The organism is Pseudomonas sp. GW821-FHT11G12 (genome assembly GCF_058808055.1).
The window spans coordinates 46,979-72,590 of sequence record NZ_JBXARH010000005.1 but is presented as its reverse complement, the minus strand read 5'-3'; the positions used below and the strand labels follow the sequence as shown (position 1 = coordinate 72,590).

At 59.7% G+C, this 25,612-nt stretch carries 19 protein-coding genes; 10 read left to right on the top strand and 9 right to left on the bottom strand.

The features are described from left to right. Positions 1-112: 112 nt before the first annotated feature. The gene (locus tag AC1RR7_RS16610) at positions 113-5,137 is read left to right on the top strand and encodes an NEL-type E3 ubiquitin ligase domain-containing protein (protein ID WP_493158016.1); all 5,025 of its coding nucleotides are present in this window, start codon (positions 113-115) and stop codon (positions 5,135-5,137) included. 52 nt (positions 5,138-5,189) lie between these two features. Here AC1RR7_RS16610 and AC1RR7_RS16605 read toward each other — a convergent pair whose 3' ends face one another. From AC1RR7_RS16605 to AC1RR7_RS16575, 7 genes are all read right to left on the bottom strand, one after another. Beyond that, positions 5,190-6,350 carry a hypothetical protein gene (locus AC1RR7_RS16605; protein WP_493158015.1) on the bottom strand — a complete coding sequence of 387 codons (1,161 nt, stop codon included), beginning with the start codon at positions 6,348-6,350 and terminating at the stop codon, positions 5,190-5,192. A gap of 137 nt (positions 6,351-6,487) precedes the next feature. Then, on the bottom strand, positions 6,488-6,991 hold the full coding sequence (locus AC1RR7_RS16600; protein WP_102620797.1) for a CS1 type fimbrial major subunit: 504 nt from the start codon (positions 6,989-6,991) through the stop codon (positions 6,488-6,490). Positions 6,992-7,102: 111 nt separating this feature from the next. Then, the gene (locus AC1RR7_RS16595; protein ID WP_493158014.1) at positions 7,103-7,603 is read right to left on the bottom strand and encodes a CS1 type fimbrial major subunit; all 501 of its coding nucleotides are present in this window, start codon (positions 7,601-7,603) and stop codon (positions 7,103-7,105) included. Between the two features lie 14 nt (positions 7,604-7,617). Continuing rightward, positions 7,618-8,361, bottom strand: coding sequence for a molecular chaperone (locus tag AC1RR7_RS16590; protein ID WP_493158013.1), 744 nt, complete (start codon positions 8,359-8,361; stop codon positions 7,618-7,620). A gap of 44 nt (positions 8,362-8,405) precedes the next feature. Continuing rightward, on the bottom strand, positions 8,406-9,617 hold the full coding sequence (locus tag AC1RR7_RS16585) for a hypothetical protein (RefSeq protein ID WP_493066046.1): 1,212 nt from the start codon (positions 9,615-9,617) through the stop codon (positions 8,406-8,408). A gap of 4 nt (positions 9,618-9,621) precedes the next feature. Continuing rightward, the gene (locus AC1RR7_RS16580; RefSeq protein WP_493158012.1) at positions 9,622-12,144 is read right to left on the bottom strand and encodes a TcfC E-set like domain-containing protein; all 2,523 of its coding nucleotides are present in this window, start codon (positions 12,142-12,144) and stop codon (positions 9,622-9,624) included. A gap of 103 nt (positions 12,145-12,247) precedes the next feature. Further along, complete coding sequence (locus AC1RR7_RS16575) at positions 12,248-12,739, bottom strand: CS1 type fimbrial major subunit (protein ID WP_102620802.1); 492 nt, start codon at positions 12,737-12,739, stop codon at positions 12,248-12,250. A gap of 503 nt (positions 12,740-13,242) precedes the next feature. Here AC1RR7_RS16575 and AC1RR7_RS16570 point away from each other — a divergent pair. Beyond that, positions 13,243-13,818, top strand: coding sequence for a PadR family transcriptional regulator (locus AC1RR7_RS16570; protein WP_011335784.1), 576 nt, complete (start codon positions 13,243-13,245; stop codon positions 13,816-13,818). Further along, positions 13,815-14,600 carry a siderophore-interacting protein gene (locus AC1RR7_RS16565; protein ID WP_493158011.1) on the top strand — a complete coding sequence of 262 codons (786 nt, stop codon included), beginning with the start codon at positions 13,815-13,817 and terminating at the stop codon, positions 14,598-14,600. Before AC1RR7_RS16570 ends, AC1RR7_RS16565 begins: the two co-directional genes overlap by 4 nt. Before the next feature lie 17 nt (positions 14,601-14,617). Here AC1RR7_RS16565 and AC1RR7_RS16560 read toward each other — a convergent pair whose 3' ends face one another. Beyond that, the gene (locus tag AC1RR7_RS16560) at positions 14,618-15,256 is read right to left on the bottom strand and encodes a Pr6Pr family membrane protein (protein ID WP_493158010.1); all 639 of its coding nucleotides are present in this window, start codon (positions 15,254-15,256) and stop codon (positions 14,618-14,620) included. Between the two features lies 1 nt (position 15,257). Then, positions 15,258-15,488 carry a VF530 family protein gene (locus AC1RR7_RS16555; RefSeq protein ID WP_007956650.1) on the bottom strand — a complete coding sequence of 77 codons (231 nt, stop codon included), beginning with the start codon at positions 15,486-15,488 and terminating at the stop codon, positions 15,258-15,260. A gap of 301 nt (positions 15,489-15,789) precedes the next feature. Here AC1RR7_RS16555 and AC1RR7_RS16550 point away from each other — a divergent pair, with 301 nt between their 5' ends. From AC1RR7_RS16550 to AC1RR7_RS16520, 7 genes are all read left to right on the top strand, one after another. Further along, positions 15,790-17,151, top strand: coding sequence for a carbohydrate porin (locus AC1RR7_RS16550; RefSeq protein WP_493158009.1), 1,362 nt, complete (start codon positions 15,790-15,792; stop codon positions 17,149-17,151). Between the two features lie 120 nt (positions 17,152-17,271). Continuing rightward, the gene (locus AC1RR7_RS16545) at positions 17,272-19,683 is read left to right on the top strand and encodes a glucose/quinate/shikimate family membrane-bound PQQ-dependent dehydrogenase (RefSeq protein WP_493158008.1); all 2,412 of its coding nucleotides are present in this window, start codon (positions 17,272-17,274) and stop codon (positions 19,681-19,683) included. A gap of 392 nt (positions 19,684-20,075) precedes the next feature. Next, positions 20,076-20,450 carry a DUF6124 family protein gene (locus AC1RR7_RS16540; RefSeq protein ID WP_248742658.1) on the top strand — a complete coding sequence of 125 codons (375 nt, stop codon included), beginning with the start codon at positions 20,076-20,078 and terminating at the stop codon, positions 20,448-20,450. A 635-nt stretch (positions 20,451-21,085) separates the two neighbouring features. Further along, positions 21,086-23,509, top strand: coding sequence for an endopeptidase La (lon, locus tag AC1RR7_RS16535; protein ID WP_493158007.1), 2,424 nt, complete (start codon positions 21,086-21,088; stop codon positions 23,507-23,509). Between the two features lie 287 nt (positions 23,510-23,796). Next, complete coding sequence (locus AC1RR7_RS16530) at positions 23,797-24,189, top strand: protease inhibitor I42 family protein (RefSeq protein ID WP_493158006.1); 393 nt, start codon at positions 23,797-23,799, stop codon at positions 24,187-24,189. Positions 24,190-24,191: 2 nt separating this feature from the next. Further along, complete coding sequence (locus AC1RR7_RS16525) at positions 24,192-24,827, top strand: lysoplasmalogenase (RefSeq protein WP_493158005.1); 636 nt, start codon at positions 24,192-24,194, stop codon at positions 24,825-24,827. Between the two features lie 132 nt (positions 24,828-24,959). Further along, the gene (locus tag AC1RR7_RS16520; protein ID WP_102620812.1) at positions 24,960-25,442 is read left to right on the top strand and encodes a hypothetical protein; all 483 of its coding nucleotides are present in this window, start codon (positions 24,960-24,962) and stop codon (positions 25,440-25,442) included. The last annotated feature ends 170 nt before the right edge of the window (positions 25,443-25,612 follow it).

Sequence of the window (25,612 nt, the reverse complement as noted above, 5' to 3'; positions counted from 1 at the left end):
ATATTCAATGATTTGCCTGCCAGGCTCGCACTCGAACAGCAGGCTTTTGAACTAATTCTCTGCACTCTTGAACGTTAGGCTGAACCTTCCTGACTTATTCAAGGCTGTACCCATGACCGCAACAACTGAATACAAAGGGCAACATAACGAATTAATCAAATCGCGGATCGATCCGGTATTTATCGATATGAAGCCGCAACACGGCGAAGCGTTGAGAATGATCAAACCTCGTCGTGAATCGTGGATGACGCCGCAACTGGCCAGGGTCAATAAAAACGCCTGGGCAGCCCGTAACAGCGCCGACAAGGCACTGACCCGACTGAAAGACGTTCACTCGTTTGCCGAACCGCTGCTCAAGGCCCGTTTACGGGAAAAAACCGGCATTGATGTCGACACCGGAAATACGTTTCTGATGCTATATCGCGAAGCCACATCGCCTTGGTACGTGATAGGGACATTAGGGGGTTCAACTACAAGAAAAGTGTCATTACTCGAAGCCGCGTTGAACAACTTTTCCTATAACGAAACTTACGCATCGAATTCCGCGTTTCTCGTCAAAAGAGAACATGTGGATGATCAGTACGATATTTCGCCACTTGATCGACTGATGACCGTTGCCCAGTTCCAGACGCTGTGTCGGGAACTGGATATCGGCAAACTCTATCAAGCGCACCTGCAGGAAATGCTGTTGAACGACGAGCCGGTGGCGCGCAGTTATGTGCAGTCACGGGTTGTACAGAGTCACAAGGCCACGCTGCAGGCAGCCGCGCACATGGCGTTGGCGAAAAAAGAGATCAGCCGCGAAGGTTTTCAACTGATTCGCGCCCTGCTCGATGGTCGCGTGGCACTCAAGCTTGGCCAGCAGCCGATGCAGGCGTGCGAACTGAACATCATGGATCTGAAGCTGACCAGCATCCTGATCCTGCGTCCCGATCCCGCTCAGCCGCTGCATTCCTCGCGAGTCATCGTCTACGTCCCGCACGACCCCGAACATCCGTTGAAGGAATACGACTCCCACCTCGCCTTTCTCAAGGAACTGACCGGTCAGTTGCAGAGGAACGAAACCCTGCCCTCCAGCAGTGGCAATTACTGGCAGTTCTTCAGCCAGTTCGTCGATCACCATGAGCGCGGGCACTTCTTCGCCGATCTCAAACAGCGTCTGACGCATGTGAAATGGTATCCACACGAACGCGGAGACTCGCGTCCGTCCTGGCGCGAAACACCGATCAGCAACCCGAACCTGCAATACGGCGCGACAGCCATCACCGGGCCATTGTGGGAATCTCTCTATCAGCGGCAGCTCGACAAGATCCTCAACGATGCACGCAACATTGCCGTGCCTACCGCCGATGCGGACAAGAGCGCGCGCGCAGACTGGTGGGCGAACGTCTTCAAGATTGTCCAGGACATCCTGAACGTGGCGGTGATGGTGGCTGCGCCCTTTGTGCCTGTCGTCGGCCTTGCAATGCTTGGCTACACCGCCTGGCAATTGACCAATGAAGTCATCGAAGGTGTGGTGGATCTGACGCTGGCCCATTGGGAAGAAGCCGCGGAGCATGTGGTGGGGGTGGTCAACGATGTTCTTCAACTGGCGGCTTTCGCCAGTGGCGCCCTGATCGCCAAGCCGTTGCTGCTGAAGCTGTCTCCCTTGATTGAAAACATGAAAGCGGTGCGTTCGTTCGATGGCAGCACGCGCTTGTGGCACCCGGATCTCAAACCGTACGAGCAGTCGCAACTGACGCTTCCGGTTGGCTCCAGACCGGATGCCCTGGGTCTGCACCAACACGCCGGCAAGTCTGTACTGCCGCTGGAGGGCAGGCACTATGCGGTCAGGCTCGATCGCAACAGTGGTCACTATCGTGTCGAGCACCCTTCCCGACCGCAGGCTTATTCACCACGACTGCAGCACAACGGCCGGGGGGCCTGGACTCACGAGGCCGAGTCCCCCCATGAGTGGGAAGGCACACGCCTGATGCGCCGAATGGGTCACCCGGTCGACGGTTTGAGTGACGCCGAGCTGGAACGAATACGCCGCATCAGTGGCACGCCGTTCGACTCGCTGCGCCGGATGCATGTGGAAAACACCCCGCCACCGCCGTTACTGGACGATACGCTCACCCGCTTCAAGACCTGGCAGGAAGCCAAAAATGTCGGCGAACTCATTCGTACCGGACAGCCGCTCTATCCAGAATCGCACTGGTTCGACCGGATAGTCCCTGACATGCCGGGCTGGCCTGCCGACAAGGCCCTGAAGGTCTGGCAAAACAACGATCTGACCGGTGCTTACAGGCAATACGGCAATCCCCAGGCTTCTGACGGTCAGACACTGTCCATCGGCATTGCCGATGTAATGGCCAACAAACTCCCTGAGCGGCTGGTGGACTTTCTCGACGACGTCGACATGCAATCCCTGCTCGGCGGGAACTACCCGAAGGCCGAACGGGTGCAAGTGTTGCGCAACCAGTTGGCCGAACTCGCGGTTACCCGGCGAATGGAGATTTTCGACTATCAGTACAACTTCAAGAATCGCACGCCCGATACCGGGGCCCAGTTGATCCAGCGCCACTTTCCGCGGTTGCCTGCACGGCTCGCCGAATCGGTGGCAGGCGAGGCGACAGCTGCCGAACACAGCATCATGACCGACCAGCAACGCCTCCCGCTGCGCCTGAAGAGTCAGGCTCGCGAAATCGAATTCGAGGTTCTGGCGACCCGGGCCAATGAGGGCGTGCATGATCCGGCACTGCTGATACCCGACACCGAACGCCTCGCCCTGAATGCCTTGAAGATCCACACCGACACTTACCAGGACTGGCGCATCGAGGTGCGCGAAGGCACGGACGACGGCCAGCTGCGCTGCAGCGCGGGCCCTAATGCTGCCACCACGGTGCGCAGGCTGATCAGGGACGAACACGGCCGCTATGAGGTGCATGACGCAGCTCACAACAGACTGCACGAGGCTGCCGGTTTCTACGACGCCGTACTGTCAGCCTTGCCCTCAGCCAAGCGCACGGCCCTTGGCTATCGCATCGGTGAAGGGCGAATGTTCAGGCAATGGGTGATGCTCATGAGCGAGACGCCGGCCGAACGCAGGACATTGCTGGCCCGCCCCTCCGTCCACCCATTCGTCCCGCTGGAAACGGAACTGCTGTTGCGCGGCCCGAGGCTGTCCAAGGGGCCGCTGACCGTGGAAGAGAAAGTCGGAAATCTCTACCCGCATTTCAGCGAAACAGAAGTGACGGCGTTCACCCGGTCATTGCACGGCACCGGCGATGCGCACTGGAAAGTCGAACGGCTGGAACGTGAACTCAAAGCTTTGAAGGAAATACTAAAATCCTGGGAACATAAACTCCGGGCAGAGAGTGCGCCGGTTGACTACGAGAGCATGGGGGTGCCGCAAACCTATTGGGCATATCAACACAAGGGCGGACGCTTTATCGCCGACCGTCTTCTGGAGTGTTTCGAACGCAGATCCGAGGTGTTCCAGGAGCGCAGCACCAGCCTTGAGAGTGGGTACGCGCTGGACCTGTCGAAAGAGATGCTGCCCCATGACCTTCAGGATTGGTGGAGGCAGTTGCCCGAAGGTCTCAAACCCTGGCTCGATCAGGTCACGACACTGAACCTGGACGGTCAGGGGTTCTCTTCGGCCTCGAACGGGCTGTTGAAGGATTTCCCTCAGTTGCGACAACTGAGCGCCAGACGCTGCGGTCTCAAGACCCTGCCGGCCAGTATCGGTCAGATGCAGCGTCTGGAAGCCCTGCGTCTGAACGACAACCAGCTGCAACTGACACCCGCCAATGCGCAGCAATTGAACACGCTGACACGCCTGGAAGTCCTGAGGCTGGACAACAATCCCGTCAGCATGCCCCTGTCGGTCGGGCGCATGCCAAGGTTGCGGATCCTGAGCCTGATCAATACGCAGATCGACGCCTGGCCGCTGGGCCTGTTCGATGTTTCCCGCTCCCGAGGATTCTTTCTCGATCTGGGCAACAATCCGCTCAGGTACATCCCCGAAGTGGCGCCCGGTTCCAATGAAGCACGACTGATCGCCCGTACTCGCGTCCATCTGGATCAACTCACCAGACGAGCCCGCTCCACCTACGAGCAATATCGAAGGTCAGTGGGTATGCGCCCTTCGCAAAGCTACGCGACCATTGCTGAAGATTTGCTGGAGCAATGGCCGGTTTCCGTGGACACCGAACTGGCTGATGAAACGCCCGGCATCGGGGCTCTTCGTCCAGAAGCGTGGCACGAACTGGCAAGCGAGCCTGGTTCCGATGGTTTTTTCAGGGTACTGCAAGACCTGACCCGCTCTGCCGACTACCAACAGGGTGGCGAGGCCCTGGATCAGTTGACCGACCGTGTCTGGCGAATGGTCGACGCCATGGACATCGACACCCGGCTGCGCGAAGAGCTGTTCCTGATGTCCACCGATCCCGAAGGTTGCGAAGATGCCGGGGCCCAGTTGTTCAACAGCATGGGAATACGCGTACTGGAGTCGGAGGCACGCACCTTTTCCAGCTCTCCCGAGGAGCTTGAACGGCGATTGGTGACACTGGCCAAAGGCGCTGCACGACTCAAGCAAGTGAACGAGATCGCCCGAGCCGATATCGCGGCCCGAGAAGGCGAACCGGACGAGGTTGAAGTCCATCTGGCCTATGAAACAGGCCTGGCCAGACGCCTTGAACTGCCCTGGCAGTCCGAGGCCATGAAATTCCGTCAGGTTGCCGGGGTCAGCGATGAAACCATTGATGCCGCCTACGACAGCATTGTCGATGATGAAGCCGGTGACGGTCTGATCGACCAGATGCTCGACCAACCCTTCTGGGATCAGTATCTGCGTGAGACCTGGCCGGGAGAAATCGAAACCAACACTCGTGCGCATCAGGAAAAGGCCGATCTGCTGATCGATTTGCGGGCAGCCCAGGCGAGTTGGGTCGAATCCGCTGATCGTTCACCGCCACTCAGGCGGGCACTCGCCGAACTGGGGCGCAAACTCTCCATACCGGACGCAGCGGTCTTCACGCCGGAAAAAATGAGCCAGAAGACTTACGACGAGTTGCTTGAAGGCATTGGCCGGCAGGAGAAAACGTTGAAACGAAGACTGACTCGCGAGGCCATGGCCCGCGCAAGGATCTGACCCGACCGGAGTCACCTGAAGGCAACCGGACCGGTTGCCTTCAGGGTGGGCGTCAGACCTCTGAATCCCAGATCACCGTGACATTACCGGCGTACCGCCTGGCCTGGCCGGGCTGCAGCATCTGCTCGACGTAGTCCCTGGGTATTTCGAAATGCAACGTGCCCGCTGCCCGTTCCAGAAACCGGCCCGGCTGAAATCCCGGGGCATCGGGGCTGGACGTCAACGGCCGACGACGCACAGGCTGGCCCGCGCTGTCGGTGATGCTGTCGGGCAGGCTGACACTCACGAACACTTGCGCATCGGTCACGCCCCCCTCGGCATCCCGTAGCCCACAGGACTGCACGCCGCCGTACTGGCATTCGACAAACATCTTGAATCGCGACGACGACGAAATGTTGAAGGTCTGATCGCGGAACAATCGCACCGGTTTGCGCCCCTGTTGCAGCCAGGCCTGCCAGCCGCCTTGCGGTACCAGTACGACCTTGTTGCCGCCGGGGGGAATGTCGACCTTGAGCACATGCTGCACATCCAGCACGAACCTGAAGGTCACGGCCGAATTGTCCGGCAACAGATTGTCGCCAGTGTCCATGTCCATCCCGGGGCCGACGCCATAGGTCAATGCGCCTGTATACAGGCCGGCCGACATCTGCAGCGGATTCGGCGTACGCAGTTCATAGGCCACGTCCAGATAACCGTACGACATCCACGGAATCATGAATGCCGTCTGTTTGGCGCACGTCCCTTCGGCAGGTGTTTTCCAGAAGAAGCGATAGAAGTCCGGCCCGTACGATGACATCGCTCCGGCGCGGCAAGGTAACGGCGCAAATCCCCAACTGGTTCCCCAGAGTTTGAAATGCGCCTGCTGATCATCGGTTTCGCCCGTCAGGCTGGCGGCTGTGTCGCTCAGCACATACTGGGAACCAAATCCGCCGATGCGCATTTCCACCGTTGCCGATTCACCGGTGAACACATTGGTGACCACCAGGCTGCGCCATTGCGCCGGCATCCTGAACATCGCGCCGTTACGCTCGGACGCACCCGGTTCGATCGCTCGTATTGAAGCGAAACGCAGTGGCAGGCGAACACCCGACATGGGTTTGCAATCGTTTGGATAAGTGCCGCAGTAGCCGCTCTGGGGTGTCTGGTTGATGAAGGTGTTGGTCTGTGGATTGGCCGGATCGGGAATGTAGACCGCACGGATTTCCTGAGACACTCCGTACGCGGCGCTCGACAGCAACCACCCGCATACCCCGCCCCACCCAATTGCCTGATTGAATCTGTGGATCTTTCGCAACCCTGAAACCATTACCAACTCCTTGCTCAGCAATCGGTCTGTTGTGTTTCAAGCGTTCAACCCGCCGGGGCCGCCACGTTGAAAATGATGTTGACGCTGCCGTAGTAGTCTCCCGGCGTATACCCGTCCGGGTGCACACGGGGTTCGATTTCAAGGCTCACCCGCTTGCCCGCCACCGCCTCCTCGCGGGACACGACCTGACGCGGTACCGGGTTGTGGTTCAGTTCGACGCCGTTGAAGGTGACGCGCAGGCTGATGTCATCCCGCGAGTCCTGGCCGCTGGAAAGAATGGCGAAACTTTCGAGACGGGCTTCGATGGCGCTGCTGTCGGTGCGTACATCGAAGTTCTTGCGCAGACCACCGAGGGTGGACGTCCTCAGGTCCCAGGGCAGCGTCTGCTGATGGTGGATCCAGTCCGATTCGCTGGGTATCACATAAAATTCCAGGGTCGGAATGTCCACCGAGACTTCAAAGATGTGTTTCTCCTGCGCCGCGAAAACGCCTCCGGACATCGGCGTCGAAACGCCCACGGACACGGCAATGACCGCTTGCTTGATCATGTCACTTCCCTTTGCATCGATAAAAAGCCGCCTCCCTGGCGGCTTTGTGGCAGGTGTTGACTGCGACCTTTCATGTTCCGTAAACGAAGAACGGACGCCGGTCGTCACCACTTATTCGCCTGGGGCCCTGGCGTTGAACAGCACCAGGACGTTGCCGACGTATTCGCCGGCCTTGTAACCGCCCACCGGTGTGATCGGGTCTATCTCCAGCGGAACACGTTTGCCTGTCACGGCCTCCTCTTTTGACAGCACCTGACGAAATGCCGGATCGGCACTCAGCTCTACATTGTTGAAGCGCACGCGCAGGTCGATGTTTTCGCCAGGCCTGCCATTGGACAGGTACGGCGCACTTTCCAGGCGAGCCTCGATGGCACTGGTGTCATGCCGCACATCGAAGTTCTTGCTGAAGCCGCCAAGTGTTGAATCCGGGTAGTTCCAGAGCAGAACCTGTGGCCGATGAATCCACCCCGGTTCCGACGGCAGGATGTAGAACGATCGGCTGGGGATCGTCAGCGTGACTTCGAACTGCAGCGTTTCCCGGGCCGCCCACGCCGTGGTGCAAGACAATGCGCTGATTGCTGCCAGTGTGACGGCCATAAAATGTCTGTTCATCGGGTTATCCGTATTCAGCGGCTGACGACCTTGAGATCCTGCCTGCGCTCGCCTTCGACGAGCTTGAAGCGGTATTCGCGGCCTTTTTCCTTATCGAAACCGAACGTACGGCCGGCCATGACGTGGTGTTTGACGGTCGCACCGCAATCGGTTTCCTTGTCCAGCGAGCAGCTCTTGAACTCGTCGACCACCACCACCGTGTTGCCGTTGTTGCGCACTTCATACCGACTACCGGTGTCATTGAGGACGGTGTCGTAGCGGGCATCTTTCGGGCGCACGAAAAACACCGTGCCGAATCCGGTCATCACATTGACGCCGGCCGACAGCGTCTTCTTGTAGTCTTCGCGCTCCTCGCTGGAAATCACGAAGTCGTCCTCCTTCTCCGGTACCACCGGCACGAATCGCACCCGGAAATAGCGCTCGCGATCGCGCTCGCCCATGTACAGCAAGCGCGTACCCTGCATGCCCTGGGCCGGGATGATCAGCCGTGCCGGGCTGGCCATCAGGCCGTTGCGCGACGCACCATCAGCGGCATTGGTGACCGGGATTTCCTTGGGCTGACCGTCGCTGTCGTAAACGATCTCCAGCACGTTGACCTTGACGAACGCGGTGCTGTCGCCGCTGTTGAACACCCGTTTCAGGTAGGTGCTCTTCTCGCCGTCCAGGTAGTCGTACACCGTCCCCACATTGATCTGCGGCCCGGCGTTGGCCGTTGTCCAGAAAACCGCGCACAGCAATAGCAAAAACAGACGTGTCATCGTTTCAACCTCATGAAAAACCGGAATGGCCGCGTATCGGGCACTCATACTTCCGAATCGAAAATGATCGTGGCGTTGCCCGTCAGCGTGCCGTTCATGCCGGGCCTGAGAAAATCCATGAATCGGGGGGAAATGAAGAAGCGCAGCATTCCCTGTTTGCGGTCGATGTACCGGCTGGGTTCGAACGGGCCGATCCACGTGTTGTGGCTTAGAGTGCTGGACCAACCGTCTTGATTTCCGGGTCCCACGATGCCCGGCGGTACCGTGAGCCGGACCTGAAACTTGGAGTAACCCACCTGGTTATTGCCAATGTCGCAGTCCGCCCCCCCCAGAGAGCTGCATTGCAGCATCACCTTGAATCGCGAAGACGAGGACAGGAAAAACGGCTGATCACGAAAGATCTCTGTCGGCCGGCGACCGCTGTCGATCCAGCGTTGCCAGCCTCCGGCGGGCTCCAGCGCAATCTTGTTTCCACCGGGCGGAAGATCGACTTTCAGCGTGTGTTGCACGTCCAGTACGAAGTCCAGGGTCAGATTGCCGTCATCCGGCACCATCATCGACCCCATCTGGAAGTCGCCGGTGGGACCGAGTGTGTAGGACAGCGATCCGGTGTACAGCCCGGAGGACATGCCCAGAGGATTGGGTGTACGCAACTCATAGGCAAAATCGAGGGTGTCGAAGGACATCGACGGGATTCGGTAGGCGGCCACTTTGGTACACGCGGCCTCTACGGGTGCCTTCCAGAAAAACCTGTAGGCCGCAGGGGAATAGGCACCTACGCCACTGTATGCACAGGGTGACGGAACATAGACCCAACTGCTGCTGGTCCAGAGTCTCTGATGCCCTTCAAGGATGTTTGTCACCCCCACCAGATTGGCAGCCGAATCGCTCAGGATAAAGTTGGACCCTATACCGATGATTCGCACTTCAACGGTTTCGGTTTCCTGTGTGTCCCGGTTCGTGACCATCAACCGCCGCCAATTGGCCGGTGCCCTCACTCCCAAACCATCGCCAGGCGCAATGGCGCGTGTGGATTCGAACCGCACCGGAATCTGAATGCTGAACATATTGCTCACGGAGCACTGACCGGGATAAGTCGCGCAATAACCGCTGTTCGGTGTTTTGTTGACGAACACATTTTTGTTCGGCTGCGAGGAATCGGGCTGGAACAGCGCCCGGATTTCCTGATTGACCGCCTCGGCCGATGGCAGGCTCAGCGCTGCCAGCAGGCCCAGCCAGTACGGAGATCTTTTCATGGTCTCAACCCGCCTTCTGTTCGATGGATGCGAGATCGGCCAGGGTGTCCGGCGTGCAGCGCAGGTCGCCGATCATCAGCACGCTGTTTTCACTTCGATGGTCTTTTTCGTTGAGACGGAACTGGCACAGCAGGTTGTTATCGCGGCGCACTTCCAGGGTCGGGGAGCCGGCGTTCATTTCCATCGAGAAGAACCCGTCGACTTCCGTCACCCCGCGACTGGCGTGGTTGATCACGTGATGCCCCTTGAGTGGCCGGCCCTGTTCATCGATCAGGCGGCCGAGCACGGTCAGGGTTTTCATCACCCGGATCTGCCGGTAATCCACGCCACCCTTGTTCAGGTGATAGCGGGTCCGGGCCGGGGTAATGGTCGCGGCGGGCACATGGTTGCCTTCGAAGTCGAAGCTCACGGAGCTGTTCTGGTACGCAGTCAGCGGAATGAAATTGCGCCCCGGTTTCAACGCCGTACCACCGCCACTGAGGTCATCGGCCCGCAGGACAATGCCGTCGATGTCCGACTCCACGTCGACGATCATGCCGGCGCCGCGCATCTCGTATTCGCTGGTCATCAGCATCTTTTGTCCGCCGACCACCAGGGTGCTGTCGAGGTTGAGGCCACCGGTAAAATTGTTGTTGTAGGACGAACGCTGAACGAAACCGTCGCCATTGACCGTGTCGGTGCGGAAATTGGCCAGGCTCGACAGGCCCATGCCGTAGGTGTCGCTCAATGCGGTGACCGAAACGTTTTGCAGCACGTGATCCTTGAAGTCCTTGCGCCAGCCGATCGAGGCATTGTTGTCGCGTCCGCCGTCACGGTCGGTACGAGAGCCGATGCTGCCGGTCAACTGCTGGCCTGGTGCGCCGATGGCCAGGTTCAGGCTCAGATCGACACCACGGTTGCGATCATTGCCGCTGCTGAAACTGCCCGGCCGGTCGAACAGCGACAGGCGCCAGTTGGCGTCGTTGCCGAACAGCACCGTGCGCCGGTTCCAGCCCAGATCCACGCCGACGCCTTCGACGTTACCTTCGCTGTGAGAAACCCGGGCGTTGAGGGAGTTGCGCTGATCGAGCCGATGGTTGATCGCCAGTGACGAGTTGCTGGTCTGGCCGACGAACACGTTGCGTTGTCGCACACGGGTGCCGTCAGGCAGGGTGTCGTAGAGGTTGGTAGTGTCCAGCCAGCTTCGGTTGTGGCTGAGGATCAGGCTGCCGGCGCCATAGTTGTAAAGACTTTGCAGATCCAGCCCTGTGCCGTAATCCCGAGTCTGGTAGACGTTGGCGTACAGGCTGAGGTGGTTGGCCAGGGTCCAGTCGATGGACGTGCCGTATTGCAGTTTTTCCCGGATCTGACGCGCCGAGAGTCCAAGAATCACCCGAGGGTGCGCCAGGTAGTTGATCGATGCTCCAGCCGTAGGACTGCCGCTGGCCTGTTGATCCCAGTTGCTGAGCAGCTTGCTCTCTTCACCGGCGAACAGGTTGTAGCGCCAGCGCTCGTCGAGGTTGCGCCAGTTGTTCGGCTTGTAGACCAGTTCCTGAGTGCTGGAAGTTATCTGCCCGTCTTCGAGCAGCCGCACTTCCACTTCATAGATGCCGCCGGGCAGTGGCCGGGTATCCAGGGTCTGCAACCCGGCGGGCACCGACTGGGTGTTGATCAGCAGGCCGTCGCGATAGATCTCCACCGAACCCTGACGGTTGGCGGTGACATAAATCGGGTAAACGCTGGGCATTGCATTGTTGATGGCCAGACTGTCGGAGCTGCCGTACATCACACCGACAGCCGTGTCAGGGCTAGTGCCGAATGTACGCGGCTGACGGGTCAGGCCTTCGGAATTGGGGGTGAAATAGCCCAGGCGAAAGAAGCTGCCTTGCAGCTCGCGCTGGGTGTAAAGCTCGTGCACGGCGTGGTAAAGCTTGTCGTCGGGGCCGCCCATGCGTGCCAGTTGCATGTTGAACGTCTGGCTCCAGTTGCCCAGGCTGCCACTGGCCTCCAGGCCATAGCGCCCGCCCAGGTCCTGATCCTGACCACCATTGAGATTGAGCTGGTTGCGCACCATCAGACCGCTGCTGCCTTCCAGAGGCTGGTCGTGATAACGCTTGGCCTCGAGATCGCGCTCGGCATTGCGGGTGAGGATCGAGACCAGGGAGTTTTCCAGGTTGTAGTGCACCGCCAGCACATCATCCGGACAAGATCCGGAGCAATCGCCCAGCGGCACACCTGGCTTGAGGAAAGCAGCCCACTTTTCCCGCTCGGCGGGGCCGTAGCGGTTCTCGCTGGTATCGGTGAATTCAAGCAGGGTGATGCGATCATCGCGCGACAGCACCACCAGGGCCTCGCCCAGCGGTTGCTGGTCAAGCTCGACCCGCACCGCCAGGGGTACGTCGAAGAAATGCTCCTCGAAATCCGCCGGCAAACCTTTGGCTTGCGCCAGCAGACTGCGAGGTGTCGTACCCGCAGGAGCAGGGGCCGCCATCGCACCGGCACAAAACAGCAGTGCAAGCGCAACCGCGATGGGTGTCATCGGGAACATGAACTCTTACTCTGATTTCGAACAAGTTGAAGTCCGGCGGGACAAATCGGGGAGGGGTTGTCCCGCCGGGAAACGCTACCGGGCAGTCAGCGCAGATTCTTGATCAACGCCCAGCCACCGGCGGTACGGCATCAAAGGTCATTGCGACAGTACCGGTGTAATCACCCGGGTTGAACGTGGTGCCCTTGGCGCTGATTTTCAGCGGAGCTCTATAGTTCACATCGGACTCGGACTCACCCACGACCATTTGCGGAGTCTGGGTCAGCACTTTGTTATTGAACAGTACTTCCAGTGCGATGGTTTCGTTCCCGTAGATCAACTGCGGAACACTTTCAAGGCTGGCATGAACCGAACCGTTATTGTTGCGTACATCGAAGAAACCATTGATTTCGCGCATCTTGCCGGTGCTTGGCTGGAAACTCATGTCCTGGTCCTTGTTGACCAGATCTGCATCGGTCGGCACCACGTAGAAACCATTGGTAGGTACGTGGGCGATGAGGCTGATGGAGTGACGCGCTTCACCGGCGGCGAAGGTCACGGAGGAGCTCAGGGCCAGGGCGGCGAGAGAAGCGGTGATTGCGATTTTCTTGAACATCGGTCAGTACCTGTTTTCTTTTAAGGAATCGAAACATTGAAGTTCATGTCATACCGGTCGATAAGAACCGAAACATGAAAGTTCAACGCCGGGGCATGATCGACTCTTGGCTCAAGAATGTAAGCAGGCAACTTCCCACGAGCTCGTAGTTCAACAACCTCGTGACACGAAAGAAAAAACATCAAAATATCAAAATATATAAAAGCGACTGTAAGCAATACCCTACCCACAGTTAAAAAGAAAAAACATTACAACATCTAGAGTACGGCGAGACGGCACTTTCTATTGTTTTTAGAATATAAGCTCAAGCATTAATAGAGTGTGAGCTTTAACCTTATGGTTATTCTTGTCTGGATGAACAAGTAACCCATATTCGTCCGGCTGCGCTCCTTTTGCACCTGCTGACCACTCGTCAGCTGCCATTTCTTCTCGGGCAAAAAGACCTTGCCCAGCCGTAAAGATATATCTTAAGTTGTATCTAAACACGACGAGAGAAGACTGAAATGAGAGACCATCATTCCCCCCACCGCGACCACGGCGATAGCCGTGACGGCTTCGAAAAACGCCACGGCCGTGAACGCGGCGGGCGCGGCCCCCGGGTATTCGCACCGGGTGACCTGAAATTGCTGTTGCTGGCATTGATCGCCGAACAGCCCTGCCACGGCTACGACCTGATCCGCCAGATCGAAACCATGTTCGACGGCGCCTACAGCCCCAGCCCCGGCGTGATCTACCCGACCCTGACGTTTCTCGAAGAAAGCGAAATGATCACCGGCGATGCCGAGGGCGGCAAAAAGCGTTACGCGGTCACCGATGCCGGTCGCCAATCGCTGAGCGAACAGGCGGTGGCCCTCGACGGCGTGCGCATGCGCATCGATGTCAGCAAGCGCTCATTGCGCGGCCACGACCGGCCGCCGGAAATCCATGAAGCGGTGCATAACCTGCGCCACGCCCTGCAAATGCACCACGGGCGCTGGAGCCCGGAAGAAATCCTGCGGGTGCGTGACCTGCTCAACGACACCGCCAAAGCCATTGTCGACGGCCCCGCCGTTCAATCTGCTCCGGAGAAAGCCGAATGACTGAAGTACAGACCCAAGGCATCCACCGTGTGATGCATGAAATCAAACGCCGCCGCCTGGAAGTGCTGCGCGTGATCGATCTGACCCCACGCATGCGCCGCATCACCCTCGGCGGGCCGGAACTGGCCGGGTTCATCAGCCTCGGTACCGACGACCACGTCAAACTGCTGTTCCCGCAGAACGCCGAACAGGCCGCCGCGCTGGAAACCCTGGTGCTCGGTGCCGGCAAGAGCGACGTACCGATGCCGGAAATGCGCGACTACACCCCGCGTCGCTATGACCTCGACAAGCTTGAGCTGGACATCGACTTCGTCCTCCACGGCGACGGCCCTGCCTCGACCTGGGCCGAACAGGCCCAACCTGGGCAGTTCCTGCACATCGGCGGCCCGCGTGGTTCGATGATCGTGCCGGACATCTTCGACAGCTACCTGCTGATCGGCGACGAAACCGCCCTGCCCGCCATCGCCCGCCGCCTCGAAGGCCTGACGGCCAATCGCAAGGCGCTGGTGGTGATCGAAGTGGAAAACGGCAAGGAGCAGCAAACGCTGGAAAGCGCGGCGCAGGTCAATGTGATCTGGGTATTGCGCGGAGACAACAAGGACAGCCTGCTGACCACCGTGAAACAGTTGCAGGTGCCAAAGGGCAATCTGTATGCGTGGGTAGCGACAGAAACGAAAGTCTCGCGGCAGATCCGCCGGGTGCTGCTCGATGAGCACGGGCTGGACGAGCAGTTTGTCAAAGCCGTCGGTTACTGGCGCGCCGAAGGCTCCGAAGAAGAGTGAAACGAGCGGCGGCGCTGCTAAAGGCGCCGCCCCTTCCAGCGATCAATCCCGATCACCAGCAACGCAATCAGCACAAAACCCAGCAGAATCCCTCCTGCATTGACGAACACCTGTGGATAACCCAGCAGTGCCACGTCAATGAACGGATACGCGTAAGCCCCCAGCAGATGCCCGCGCAACAGCGCATAGGCGAAGTACACCAGCGGATAGATCAGCCACAGCGGCAGGTGCTTCAGACGCAAGCTGCCCTTCGGCACGCAAAACCACCAGTAAGCCAGGAACAGCAGCGGCATCACGTCGTGCAGCAATTCGTCGGCGAGAAACTGCCAGCCCTGCGGATGCCACAGATGCCGCAGCAAAAGGCTGTAGGCCAGGCCCACCACGGCAATGCTGACGGCAATCCCGCTGCTGACCCAGGGTTGCAGAAACCAGCGGCGCGCAGCGGATTCGCGATTCGTTACCGCGCAGGTCAGCACCACCGCCACCAGGGTGTTGGTGATCACGGTGAAGTAACTGAAGAAACTCACCAGCCCGCCCAGCAGACTGGCGCCAACGCTCAGGCGAGCGAAGAAAATCAGGTACAGCTGAATCCCCAGCCCGGCCCAGCCCAGCACCGCGGCCGAAGTGATCAGGTGTCGCCGCCGCACGGCGTTCATCTCAGAGCGGGCGCTTGGTGCGCATCAGCTTCACGTACAGGCGTTCGACTTTTTCCCGTGCCCATGGCGTCTTGCGCAAAAAGGTCAGGCTCGACTTGATGGTCGGATCGCTCTTGAAGCAACGGATGTCGATGCGCTCGGCCAGGCCCGACCATTCGTAATGGGTCACCAGCGCATTGAGGATCTGTTCGAGGGTTACGCCGTGCAGCGGATCGGGGTTGTGGTCGTTCATGCCGGGCCCTTGGGCGAAGTGAAAATGCAGAAGCCGCGCACCTTAGCCGAGGGGCTGTGCCGGTGGAAGGCCTTCCTTCAAATGTAGGTGAACCGTGCAAGATCGCAGGCTCGATCAACCCCGGCAATGTGATCGATTGCCGCACTGTTACCGAATCCGAAAGGGTTCATGTCTGCAAAAGCACTTTGTGTTTTTGTAACGGGACATTATCCTGCCGCCCTTCTGCTGAATCGCTTCACTGCCTGCGTCAAATCGTAGCGGTCAGCCCATCCCCCCAAAAAGATCAAGAAAGACCCATTTCATGCCTGATTTTCCGTTCTCCCGAGACAGCGCTATCTCAACCCTGCGCCTGATCGGCGGCTGCACCGCCCTTGGCCTCGTCACCTGCACCCAGGCCGCTCCGGCCTTCGACAGTGAATCACCGTATATGCTCGGTGACTGGAACGGCACCCGCAGCGAACTCTCGGCCAAAGGCATCGACTTCAAGCTCGACTACACCGGCGAAATGGGCAGCAACCTGCACGGCGGCTACGACCACGACCGCACCGCACGCTACAGCGATCAATGGGGTCTGGGTACGCATCTGGACCTGCAAAAACTGCTGGGCTGGAACGACGCCGAATTCCAGTTGACCGTGACCAAGCGCAGCGGCAACAACATCAGCAATGACCGCATCAACGACCCGCGCGTCGGCGGCTTCACCTCGGCCCAGGAAGTCTGGGGCCGTGGCCAGACCACCCGCCTGACGCAGATGTGGTATCAGCAGAAATTCTTCGACCAGAAGCTCGACATCAAGGTCGGCCGCTTCGGCGAAGGCGAAGACTTCAACAGCTTCCCGTGCGACTTCCAGAACCTGGCGTTCTGCGGCTCGCAGGTCGGCAACTGGGTGGGTGGCATCTGGTACAACTGGCCGGTCAGCCAATGGGCGCTGCGCGTCAAATATCACCTGACACCAGAGTTGTACGCGCAGGTCGGCGCCTATGAGCAGAACCCGTCTAACCTCGATCGCGGCAACGGCTTCAAACTCAGCGGCAGCGGCACCCAGGGCGCGATCCTGCCGATCGAACTGGTGTGGACGCCGAAACTGAATGGCCTGCCGGGCGAATACCGCGCCGGTTACTACTACAGCAACGCCAAGGCCACTGACGCCTATAAAGACAGCAACGGCCAGCCGGCGGCCCTGAGCGGCGAGGCCTATCGCAGCGCCTCGAGCAAACACGGCGTGTGGCTCAGCGTGCAGCAGCAGATCACCAGCGTCGCCAGCGACAACTCCCGCGGCTTGAGCGTGTTTGCCAACGGCACGATGCACGACAAGAAGACCAACGCCGTCGACAACTACGTTCAGGCCGGCGTGGTCTACAAAGGCCTGTTCGACGCCCGCGCCAAGGACGACATCGGCTTTGCCCTGGCTCGCGTCCACGTCAACCCGGCCTACCGCAAGAACGCCGAAGCGACCAACCAGGCCCGCGCCGTCTACGACTACGACGATCCGTCCTACCTGCCGCCGCAGGACACCGAATACAGCGCCGAACTCTATTACGGCGTGCACGTCACCAATTGGCTGACCGTGCGCCCGAACCTGCAATACATCCGCCATCCGGGGGGCGTGGACAAGGTCGATGACGCGCTGATCGGCGGGATCAAGATCCAGTCGTCGTTCTGACCGGTACCCGCAGAAGATTCACTTAGCTGAACAAGTTTTATATGAACCATGCCCGCGCCCAATCGTCATCTACAGTGACTACAGCGCGGGACTACTTGAAACGTCACGGAGAACCACACTATGAGCACCGAAAGTGCTTCGAGTCGAGGCCGTCTGCTTCCGAGCCTGCTCGGCATTCTGCTTCTACTGATGGGCCTGGCCATGCTGGCCGGGGGAATCAAGCTGAGCACGCTCGGCGGCTCGCTGTACTACCTGCTGGCCGGTATCGGCATCACGCTGACTGGCATTCTGATGCTGATGCGTCGCCGCGCAGCACTGGGCCTGTACGCCATCGTGCTGTTCGCCAGCACCGTCTGGGCGCTGTGGGAAGTCGGTCTGGACTGGTGGCAACTGGTGCCGCGTCTGGCACTGTGGTTTGTCCTCGGCTTCGTGATGCTGCTGCCGTGGTTCCGTCGTCCGCTGCTGCTTAACGGCCCGGCGCCGATGGGCACCGGCGGCCTGACCGTGGCCGTGATTCTGGCCGGCGTCACCGCTCTGGCCAGCCTGTTCACCCACCCGGGCGAAACCTTTGGCGAACTGGGTCGCGACACCGCCGACACCACCAGCACCGCGCCAGCCATGCCCGATGGCGACTGGCAGGCCTATGGCCGCAGCGAATTCGGTGACCGCTACTCGCCACTGAAGCAGATCACCCCGGCCAACGTCGGCAAGCTGCAAGAAGCCTGGCGCATCCAGACCGGCGACCTGCCGACTGCTGATGACCCGGTCGAGCTCACCAACGAAAACACTCCGCTGAAAGCCAACGGCATGCTCTATGCCTGCACCGCTCACAGTAAAGTGCTGGCGCTGGACCCGGACACCGGCAAGGAACTGTGGCGCTTCGACCCGCAGATCAAAAGCCCGGTCGGCTTCAAGGGCTTCGCCCACATGACCTGCCGTGGCGTGTCGTACTACGACGAAGCCGCGTACGCAAAGTCTGCAACTGCCGCTTCCGCCGTCATCTCCGAGGCCGGCAAAGCCGTCGCCCAGGCGTGCCCGCGTCGCCTGTACCTGCCGACCGCCGATGCCCGCCTGATCGCACTGAACGCCGACACCGGCAAGATCTGCGAAGGCTTCGGCAACAAAGGCGTGGTTGACCTGACCCAGGGCATCGGCCCGTTCACCCCGGGTGGCTACTACTCCACCTCGCCAGCCGCGATTACTCGTGATCTGGTGATCATGGGTGGCCACGTGACCGACAACGAATCGACCAACGAGCCGTCCGGCGTGATCCGCGCCTACGACGTTCGCGACGGTCACCTGGTGTGGAACTGGGACAGCAACAACCCGGACGCCACCGAACCGTTGGCCCCGGGCCAGATCTACAGCCGCAACTCGGCGAACATGTGGTCGCTGGCCAGTGTTGATGAAAAACTCAACATGGTTTACCTGCCACTGGGCAACCAGACCCCAGACCAGTGGGGCGCTGACCGCACCCCGGGCGCCGAGAAATTCAGCGCCGGCGTCGTCGCCCTGGACCTGACCACCGGTAAAGTGCGCTGGAACTACCAGTTCACCCACCACGACCTGTGGGACATGGACGTTGGCAGCCAGCCAACCCTGCTGGACATGAAAACCGCCGACGGCATCAAGCCTGCGCTGATCGCCCCGACCAAACAGGGCAGCCTGTACGTCCTCGACCGTCGTGACGGCACGCCGATCATCCCGATCAAGGAAATCCCGGTTCCGCAAGGCGCCGTGAAAGGCGACCACACCGCACCGACCCAGGCCCGTTCGGACCTGAACCTGCTGGCCCCGGAATTGACCGAAAAAGCCATGTGGGGCGCCAGCCCGTTCGACCAGATGCTGTGCCGCATCCAGTTCAAGGAACTGCGCTACGAAGGCCAATACACGCCTCCGTCGGAACAGGGCAGCCTGATCTATCCGGGTAACGTCGGCGTGTTCAACTGGGGCGGCGTCTCGGTCGACCCGGTTCGCCAGATGCTGTTCACCAGCCCGAACTACATGGCCTTCGTCTCGAAAATGGTGCCACGCGAAAAAGTCGCGGCCGGCAGCAAACGCGAGAGCGAAACCGCTGGCGTGCAACCAAACACCGGCGCGCCTTATGCGGTGATCATGCACCCGTTCATGTCGCCACTCGGCGTACCGTGCCAGGCCCCGGCCTGGGGCTACGTCGCCGGTATCGACCTGACCACCGGCAAAGTCGTCTGGAAACGCAAGAACGGCACCAGCCGCGACAGCTCGCCAATCCCGATCGGCTTCACCCTGGGTGTGCCAAGCATGGGCGGCTCGATCGTCACCGCTGGCGGCGTCGGCTTCCTCAGCGGCACGCTGGACCAGTACCTGCGTGCTTACGACGTGAACACTGGTAAAGAACTGTGGAAATCGCGTCTGCCTGCGGGCGGCCAAGCGACTCCGATGACCTACACCGGCAAGGACGGCAAGCAATACGTCCTGCTCGTTGTGGGTGGTCACGGCTCGCTGGGCACCAAGATGGGTGACTATGTGATTGCGTACAAACTGCCGGAATAAGTTGTAACGGCGGTAAAGAGAAAGGCGATGCCCTGTGAGGGGTGTCGCCTTTTTTGTGGGCTGCGTTTTTACACGGGGTGTGTATGTCCTACAGACAGGGTGTTTGGAGGGGATGTTTCTGACATGTCGCGTCGGTTGTCGCTCGGAAACGGGATGGATAGGCTTTCGAGGTCGCTGCAAATTCAGCGAACGGGCGTCGCGGCCCGACTTCTGAGGCATAATTGCCGCCGCTTAACAGCAGCACCTCAAGTGCTTGTTTATGGTGGCTGTGCGCGGGATACCTTCGGGTATGCCGAATGCCTCAGGTCGGTCCGCGAACCCGCGTACAGCTGCCACCCCTCTTTTTGCGTCGCGGCAATTAGAGGAATGGACCAATTCCTGAGGAGTAAAAAATGAAAAAACCAACACCCAATCCCCCCGAATCAAACGACGCATCGCCCTACGAATCGCCAGACTCCAAAAAACTCCACGACGCTGCCGAGCGCGCGCTCGACCACTACCTGAAACCCAACGCCACCACCCTGCGCTTCCATAAACCCAGCACCATGTTCCAGGTCGCACCCGATCAGGACAGCGAAAGCCTGCTGGTCCACGCCTGCGAATCACTGGCCCAGGCCAGCCTCATGACCAGTGACATCGCCTCACACATCGACCTCCCGCAGCGGCGGACAATTCTGGCCATTCAGCAAATCATCATGCTGGCTGAACTGGCGGTGAATCGGGTGCTGGATAACGTCGAAGTACAGCGCTACCCAACACACAGCTGAGTCGCCCTGACGAAATCGACCTGCCAGCCACAGACCACATTCGCTGGCAGATCGATTGGGACGCGGAGCGTCCCGGGCTGCATTCCCACGCGGAGCGTGGGAACGATCACGTTACAGCCATGCGCGGGAGGGCCTACGCCCTGCCAGGTTCCATTCCCCGGTCGACCAACCCGCGCATGGCTCCCCCAAACAAACCGGATGAGCGTTAGCTCGACGACGCTTTTGATCTTGATCCACCCGCCCCTTCGGAAGGCTGAGTGGAGGTGTTCATCCGGGGATTGGCGCGCAGCGCCGTTTGGCGAAGCCGAACTCATCGACGAAGTCGATGCCCCCGGAGGGACGCCGGAGCGAAGGGACTCGAGCTTGCGAGGGCCGAACGCCGGGGCGAGACCTTTTGGTTCCTTTTGGGGCGTTTGCCAAAAGGGACTCGCCGTAAGGGCGAAACCGCCAGCCGCAGCACCCGAAGCAACGGATATTCACCCAAAACACCCAGAGCATGGTCGGCCCAAAGGCCGCCAAGCCAAAAGCCCAAACCCTGTCAAAACCCTGAACACACAACCAGAAACACCCCACCCCATTGAAACCACCAAAACCCTGCCCCATCTAACACCCATACCCCATTGCGCAGGTGCCCCATGAGCGACCAGCAAGAATTCCCCGAGAACCCCGACGACATCACCGAAACCCAAGCCGAACACATCGAACACCACGTCCCCGGCAAAGGCCTCGCCCTGCCCGGCCAGAACCTGCCGGACAAGGTCTACATCATCCCGATCCACAACCGCCCGTTCTTCCCGGCCCAGGTCCTGCCGGTCATCGTCAACGAAGAACCCTGGGCCGAAACCCTCGAACTGGTCAGCAAATCCGACCACCACTCCCTGGCCCTGTTCTTCATGGACACGCCCCAGGAAGACCCGCGCCACTTCGACACCAAGGCATTGCCGCAATACGGCACCCTGGTCAAGGTGCACCACGCCAGCCGCGAAAACGGCAAACTGCAATTCGTCGCCCAGGGCCTGAGCCGTGTGCGCATCAAGACCTGGCTCAAGCACCATCGCCCGCCGTATCTGGTGGAAGTCGAATACCCACACCAGCCCACCGAGCCGACCGACGAGGTCAAGGCCTACGGCATGGCGCTGATCAACGCGATCAAGGAACTGCTTCCGCTCAACCCGCTGTACAGCGAAGAGCTGAAGAACTACCTCAACCGCTTCAGCCCCAACGACCCGTCGCCGCTGACCGACTTCGCCGCCGCCCTGACCTCCGCCACCGGCCCCGAGCTACAGGAAGTGCTCGACTGCGTGCCGATGCTCAAACGCATGGAAAAAGTCCTGCCGATGCTGCGCAAGGAAGTCGAAGTCGCGCGCCTGCAGAAAGAAATCTCCGCCGAAGTGAACCGCAAGATCGGCGAGCATCAGCGCGAGTTCTTCCTTAAAGAACAGCTCAAGGTCATCCAGCAGGAACTCGGCCTGACCAAGGACGACCGCAGCGCCGACCTCGAACAGTTCGAGCAGCGTCTGGAAGGCAAAGTCCTGCCGACGCAGGTGCAAAAGCGCCTTGAAGAAGAGATGAACAAACTGTCGATCCTCGAAACCGGATCGCCGGAGTACGCGGTCACCCGCAACTACCTCGACTGGGCGACCTCGGTGCCGTGGGGCGTGTACGGCGAGGACAAACTCGACCTCAAGCACGCGCGCAAGGTCCTGGACAAACATCATGCCGGCCTCGACGACATCAAGGACCGCATCCTCGAATTCCTCGCGGTCGGTGCCTACAAAGGCGAGATCAGCGGTTCCATCGTGCTGTTGGTCGGCCCGCCCGGCGTGGGTAAAACCAGCGTCGGCAAGTCCATTGCCGAATCCCTCGGCCGGCCGTTCTACCGCTTCAGCCTCGGCGGCATGCGCGACGAAGCCGAGATCAAGGGCCATCGCCGCACCTACATCGGCGCGCAGCCGGGCAAACTCGTGCAGGCGTTGAAAGACGTCGAAGTGATGAACCCGGTGATCATGCTCGACGAGATCGACAAGATGGGCCAGAGCTACCAGGGCGACCCGGCCTCGGCGCTGCTGGAAACCCTCGACCCGGAACAGAACGTCGAATTCCTCGACCACTATCTGGACCTGCGGATGGACCTGTCGAAAGTCCTGTTCGTCTGCACCGCCAACACCCTGGATTCGATTCCCGGCCCGTTGCTTGACCGGATGGAAGTGATTCGCCTGTCGGGCTACATCACCGAAGAAAAAGTCGCCATCGCCAAGCGCCACCTGTGGCCGAAACTGCTGGAAAAGGCCGGCGTGTCCAAGGGCAGCCTGAGCATCAGCGACACGGCGCTCAAAGCCTTGATCGACGGCTACGCCCGTGAAGCCGGCGTACGCCAGCTGGAAAAGCAGATGGGCAAACTGGTGCGCAAAGCGGTGATGAAGCTGATTGATGACCCGAAAGCGGTGATCAAGATCGGGCCGAAAGACCTCGAAGCGTCCCTCGGTCATCCGGTGTTCCGCAACGAGCAAGTGTTGTCCGGCACCGGCGTGATTACCGGTCTCGCCTGGACGAGCATGGGCGGCGCGACCTTGCCGATCGAGGCCACACGGATTCACACCCTGAACCGAGGTTTCAAACTTACCGGGCAATTGGGCGATGTGATGAAGGAGTCGGCGGAGATCGCCTACAGCTACGTCAGTTCGCACCTGAAATCCTTCGGTGGCGATCCGAAATTCTTCGACGAGGCTTTTGTCCACCTGCATGTGCCGGAAGGCGCCACGCCGAAAGACGGCCCGAGCGCCGGCGTGACCATGGCCAGTGCCCTGCTCTCCCTCGCCCGTAATCAGCCGCCGAAAAAAGGCGTGGCAATGACCGGCGAACTGACACTGACCGGGCATGTACTGCCGATTGGCGGGGTACGTGAGAAGGTGATCGCGGCGCGGCGGCAGAAGATTTTCGAGTTGATTCTGCCGGAGCCGAATCGGGGTAACTTCGAGGAACTGCCGGATTACCTGAAGGAAGGGATCACCGTGCATTTCGCCAAGAAGTTTGCGGATGTGGCGAAGGTGCTTTTCTGATTTCGTCTTGAGCTATCGAGGGGGCAGCCATCGCTCCCCCCTCACCCCAGCCCTCTCCCCGAGGGAGAGGGAGCTGACCGTGCGATGCTTCAGCCATACGCCGACCTGAACGTTATGCGTTGAATCCATAATCAACTCGATCTTTCAGGTCGATGTACCCCAAAAGACACCTCGGTCGGTCCCCTCTCCCTCTGGGAGAGGGTTAGGGTGAGGGGTGGCGCTGTCACACTTTGTCTCATCTTCAGTTATGCTCGCCGTTCGTCGCCAACGCCGGAGCCACTGAATCCATGTCCCCCCTTCGCCTGTTTGTCCCGCTGTCCCTCGCCCTGCTGGCCGCCTGCGCCACGCAACCGAAAACCAACGTGACCGTGGAAAAACAAAGCGAATGCCCGGTGCGACTGACCAACGGGCAAAACCTGACCGTCATGCTCCCGAGCAACCCGACCACCGGCTACCGCTGGGCCATTCAAGACTCGGCCGGCGGCGTGCTGCATGCGCTGAGCCCCGAGGTTTACAGCAGTCCGAAAGATTCCGGCATGGTCGGCGCGGGCGGTTTCTCCACCTGGCGCTTCCAGGCCTTTGCTCCCGGCACCGGGCGCTTGCGCCTGACGTCGCAGCAACCCTGGGAGCCTGAAGTCGAGCCGGTGGAAACCTTCGACTGCGCGATCTCGGTGAACTGACCGTGGGCTGGCTGATCCTCGCGCTGATGGGCGCAGCGACCTTTCTCTATGGCGTGAGCACCCACGCGGCGTTGCTCTGTCTGCTGGTCAAACCGCTGCCGGTACTGGCGTTGCTGGGCTGGCTGCATGATGCACCGCCCAGCGACTATCGCCGCTGGATCAGCCTCGGTCTGATTTTCTCGTTGATCGGCGATGTGTTGCTGGCGTGGCCGGGGGATCTGTTCGTGTTCGGCCTCGGTGCGTTTCTGGTCGCGCATCTGGCGTATCTCAAGGCTTACCTCAGCGATTGCCGACGCTTGGCCCTGCTCCCGCTGATCCTGGCGCTCAGCGTCGGCGCCGTGCTGTTGGGCATATTGATCGGCAGCGGACTCGGGCCGTTGACCGTGCCGGTGATCGTCTACGGCACCGCCATCAGCGCCATGCTCTGGCGCGCACTGGCCCGACTCGGCAGCGGCGTACCACAACGTTCGGCACTGCTGGCGGCGGGCGGGGCAGTGGCGTTCGTGTTCTCCGACAGCGTGATCGGCATCAACCGGTTTGTCTCACCGTTCAACGCGGCGCCCTACATCATCATCCTCAGTTACTGGCTGGGGCAGTGGGGGATTGCAGCGTCGGCATTCAATCAGAAATCAAAATGATGAGAACGCTGCTTTCATCTATCGCTAAAAGCTCTTAAAAACTGTCATATCTGACAGTACCCCCGCCTCCTCCTGCGGAATTAGGATTCGAGTGGCGTCATCAACCACCTCTCTAACCCAAGGAAGAACAACATGAGCTTTTTTCAAAGCAACAAAAAACGGGGCGCTGCTCAGCGTTTCATTACTGTCAGCGCAGAAACCACTGCAACGGTTTCCAACCGAGTAGATCTTAGTACTCAGGTTGTTCAGTTCGAGGCTGACGAACACAGCAACAATGTTGTGTTCGCTTCACGGGCCAATACTGGCGATTACTCCGAGCGAAACAAAAAAGGCATCGTGCTTGTATTGGATAAAGATACCCCGACCGGCCAGTACTCAGCGACAGATCCAAAATTCCCCTCCCTTTACTATTTTGAGACGGGTGAAAATGAGAACTTCACGACTTCATATCAGTATCACGCCAAAAGCGGTTCCCTGACGTTGGAGGTCGTGGAAAACAGTACAGACAAGCTGCATTTAGAACTCGATTTTGATTTCAAGGGTGAAGACAGTAGGACAGAGGAGCTCAAGATCACCGGCAAATCGGTCTTTATCGTCCTGTTCAACGACAAATGATTCACGCTTGAATCCTGAGTGGCCAAACATCTTTATCCGTTGTTTGGCCACCCAATCATTTTTTTGAGTCATCACGCTTCGCCATCCCCTCGTTTTATCAGACACCCAAGCACCCGCGCGCTACTTTGGCTAAAATGCCGGCCTTTTCATCGACACCGCCGGAACCGCCG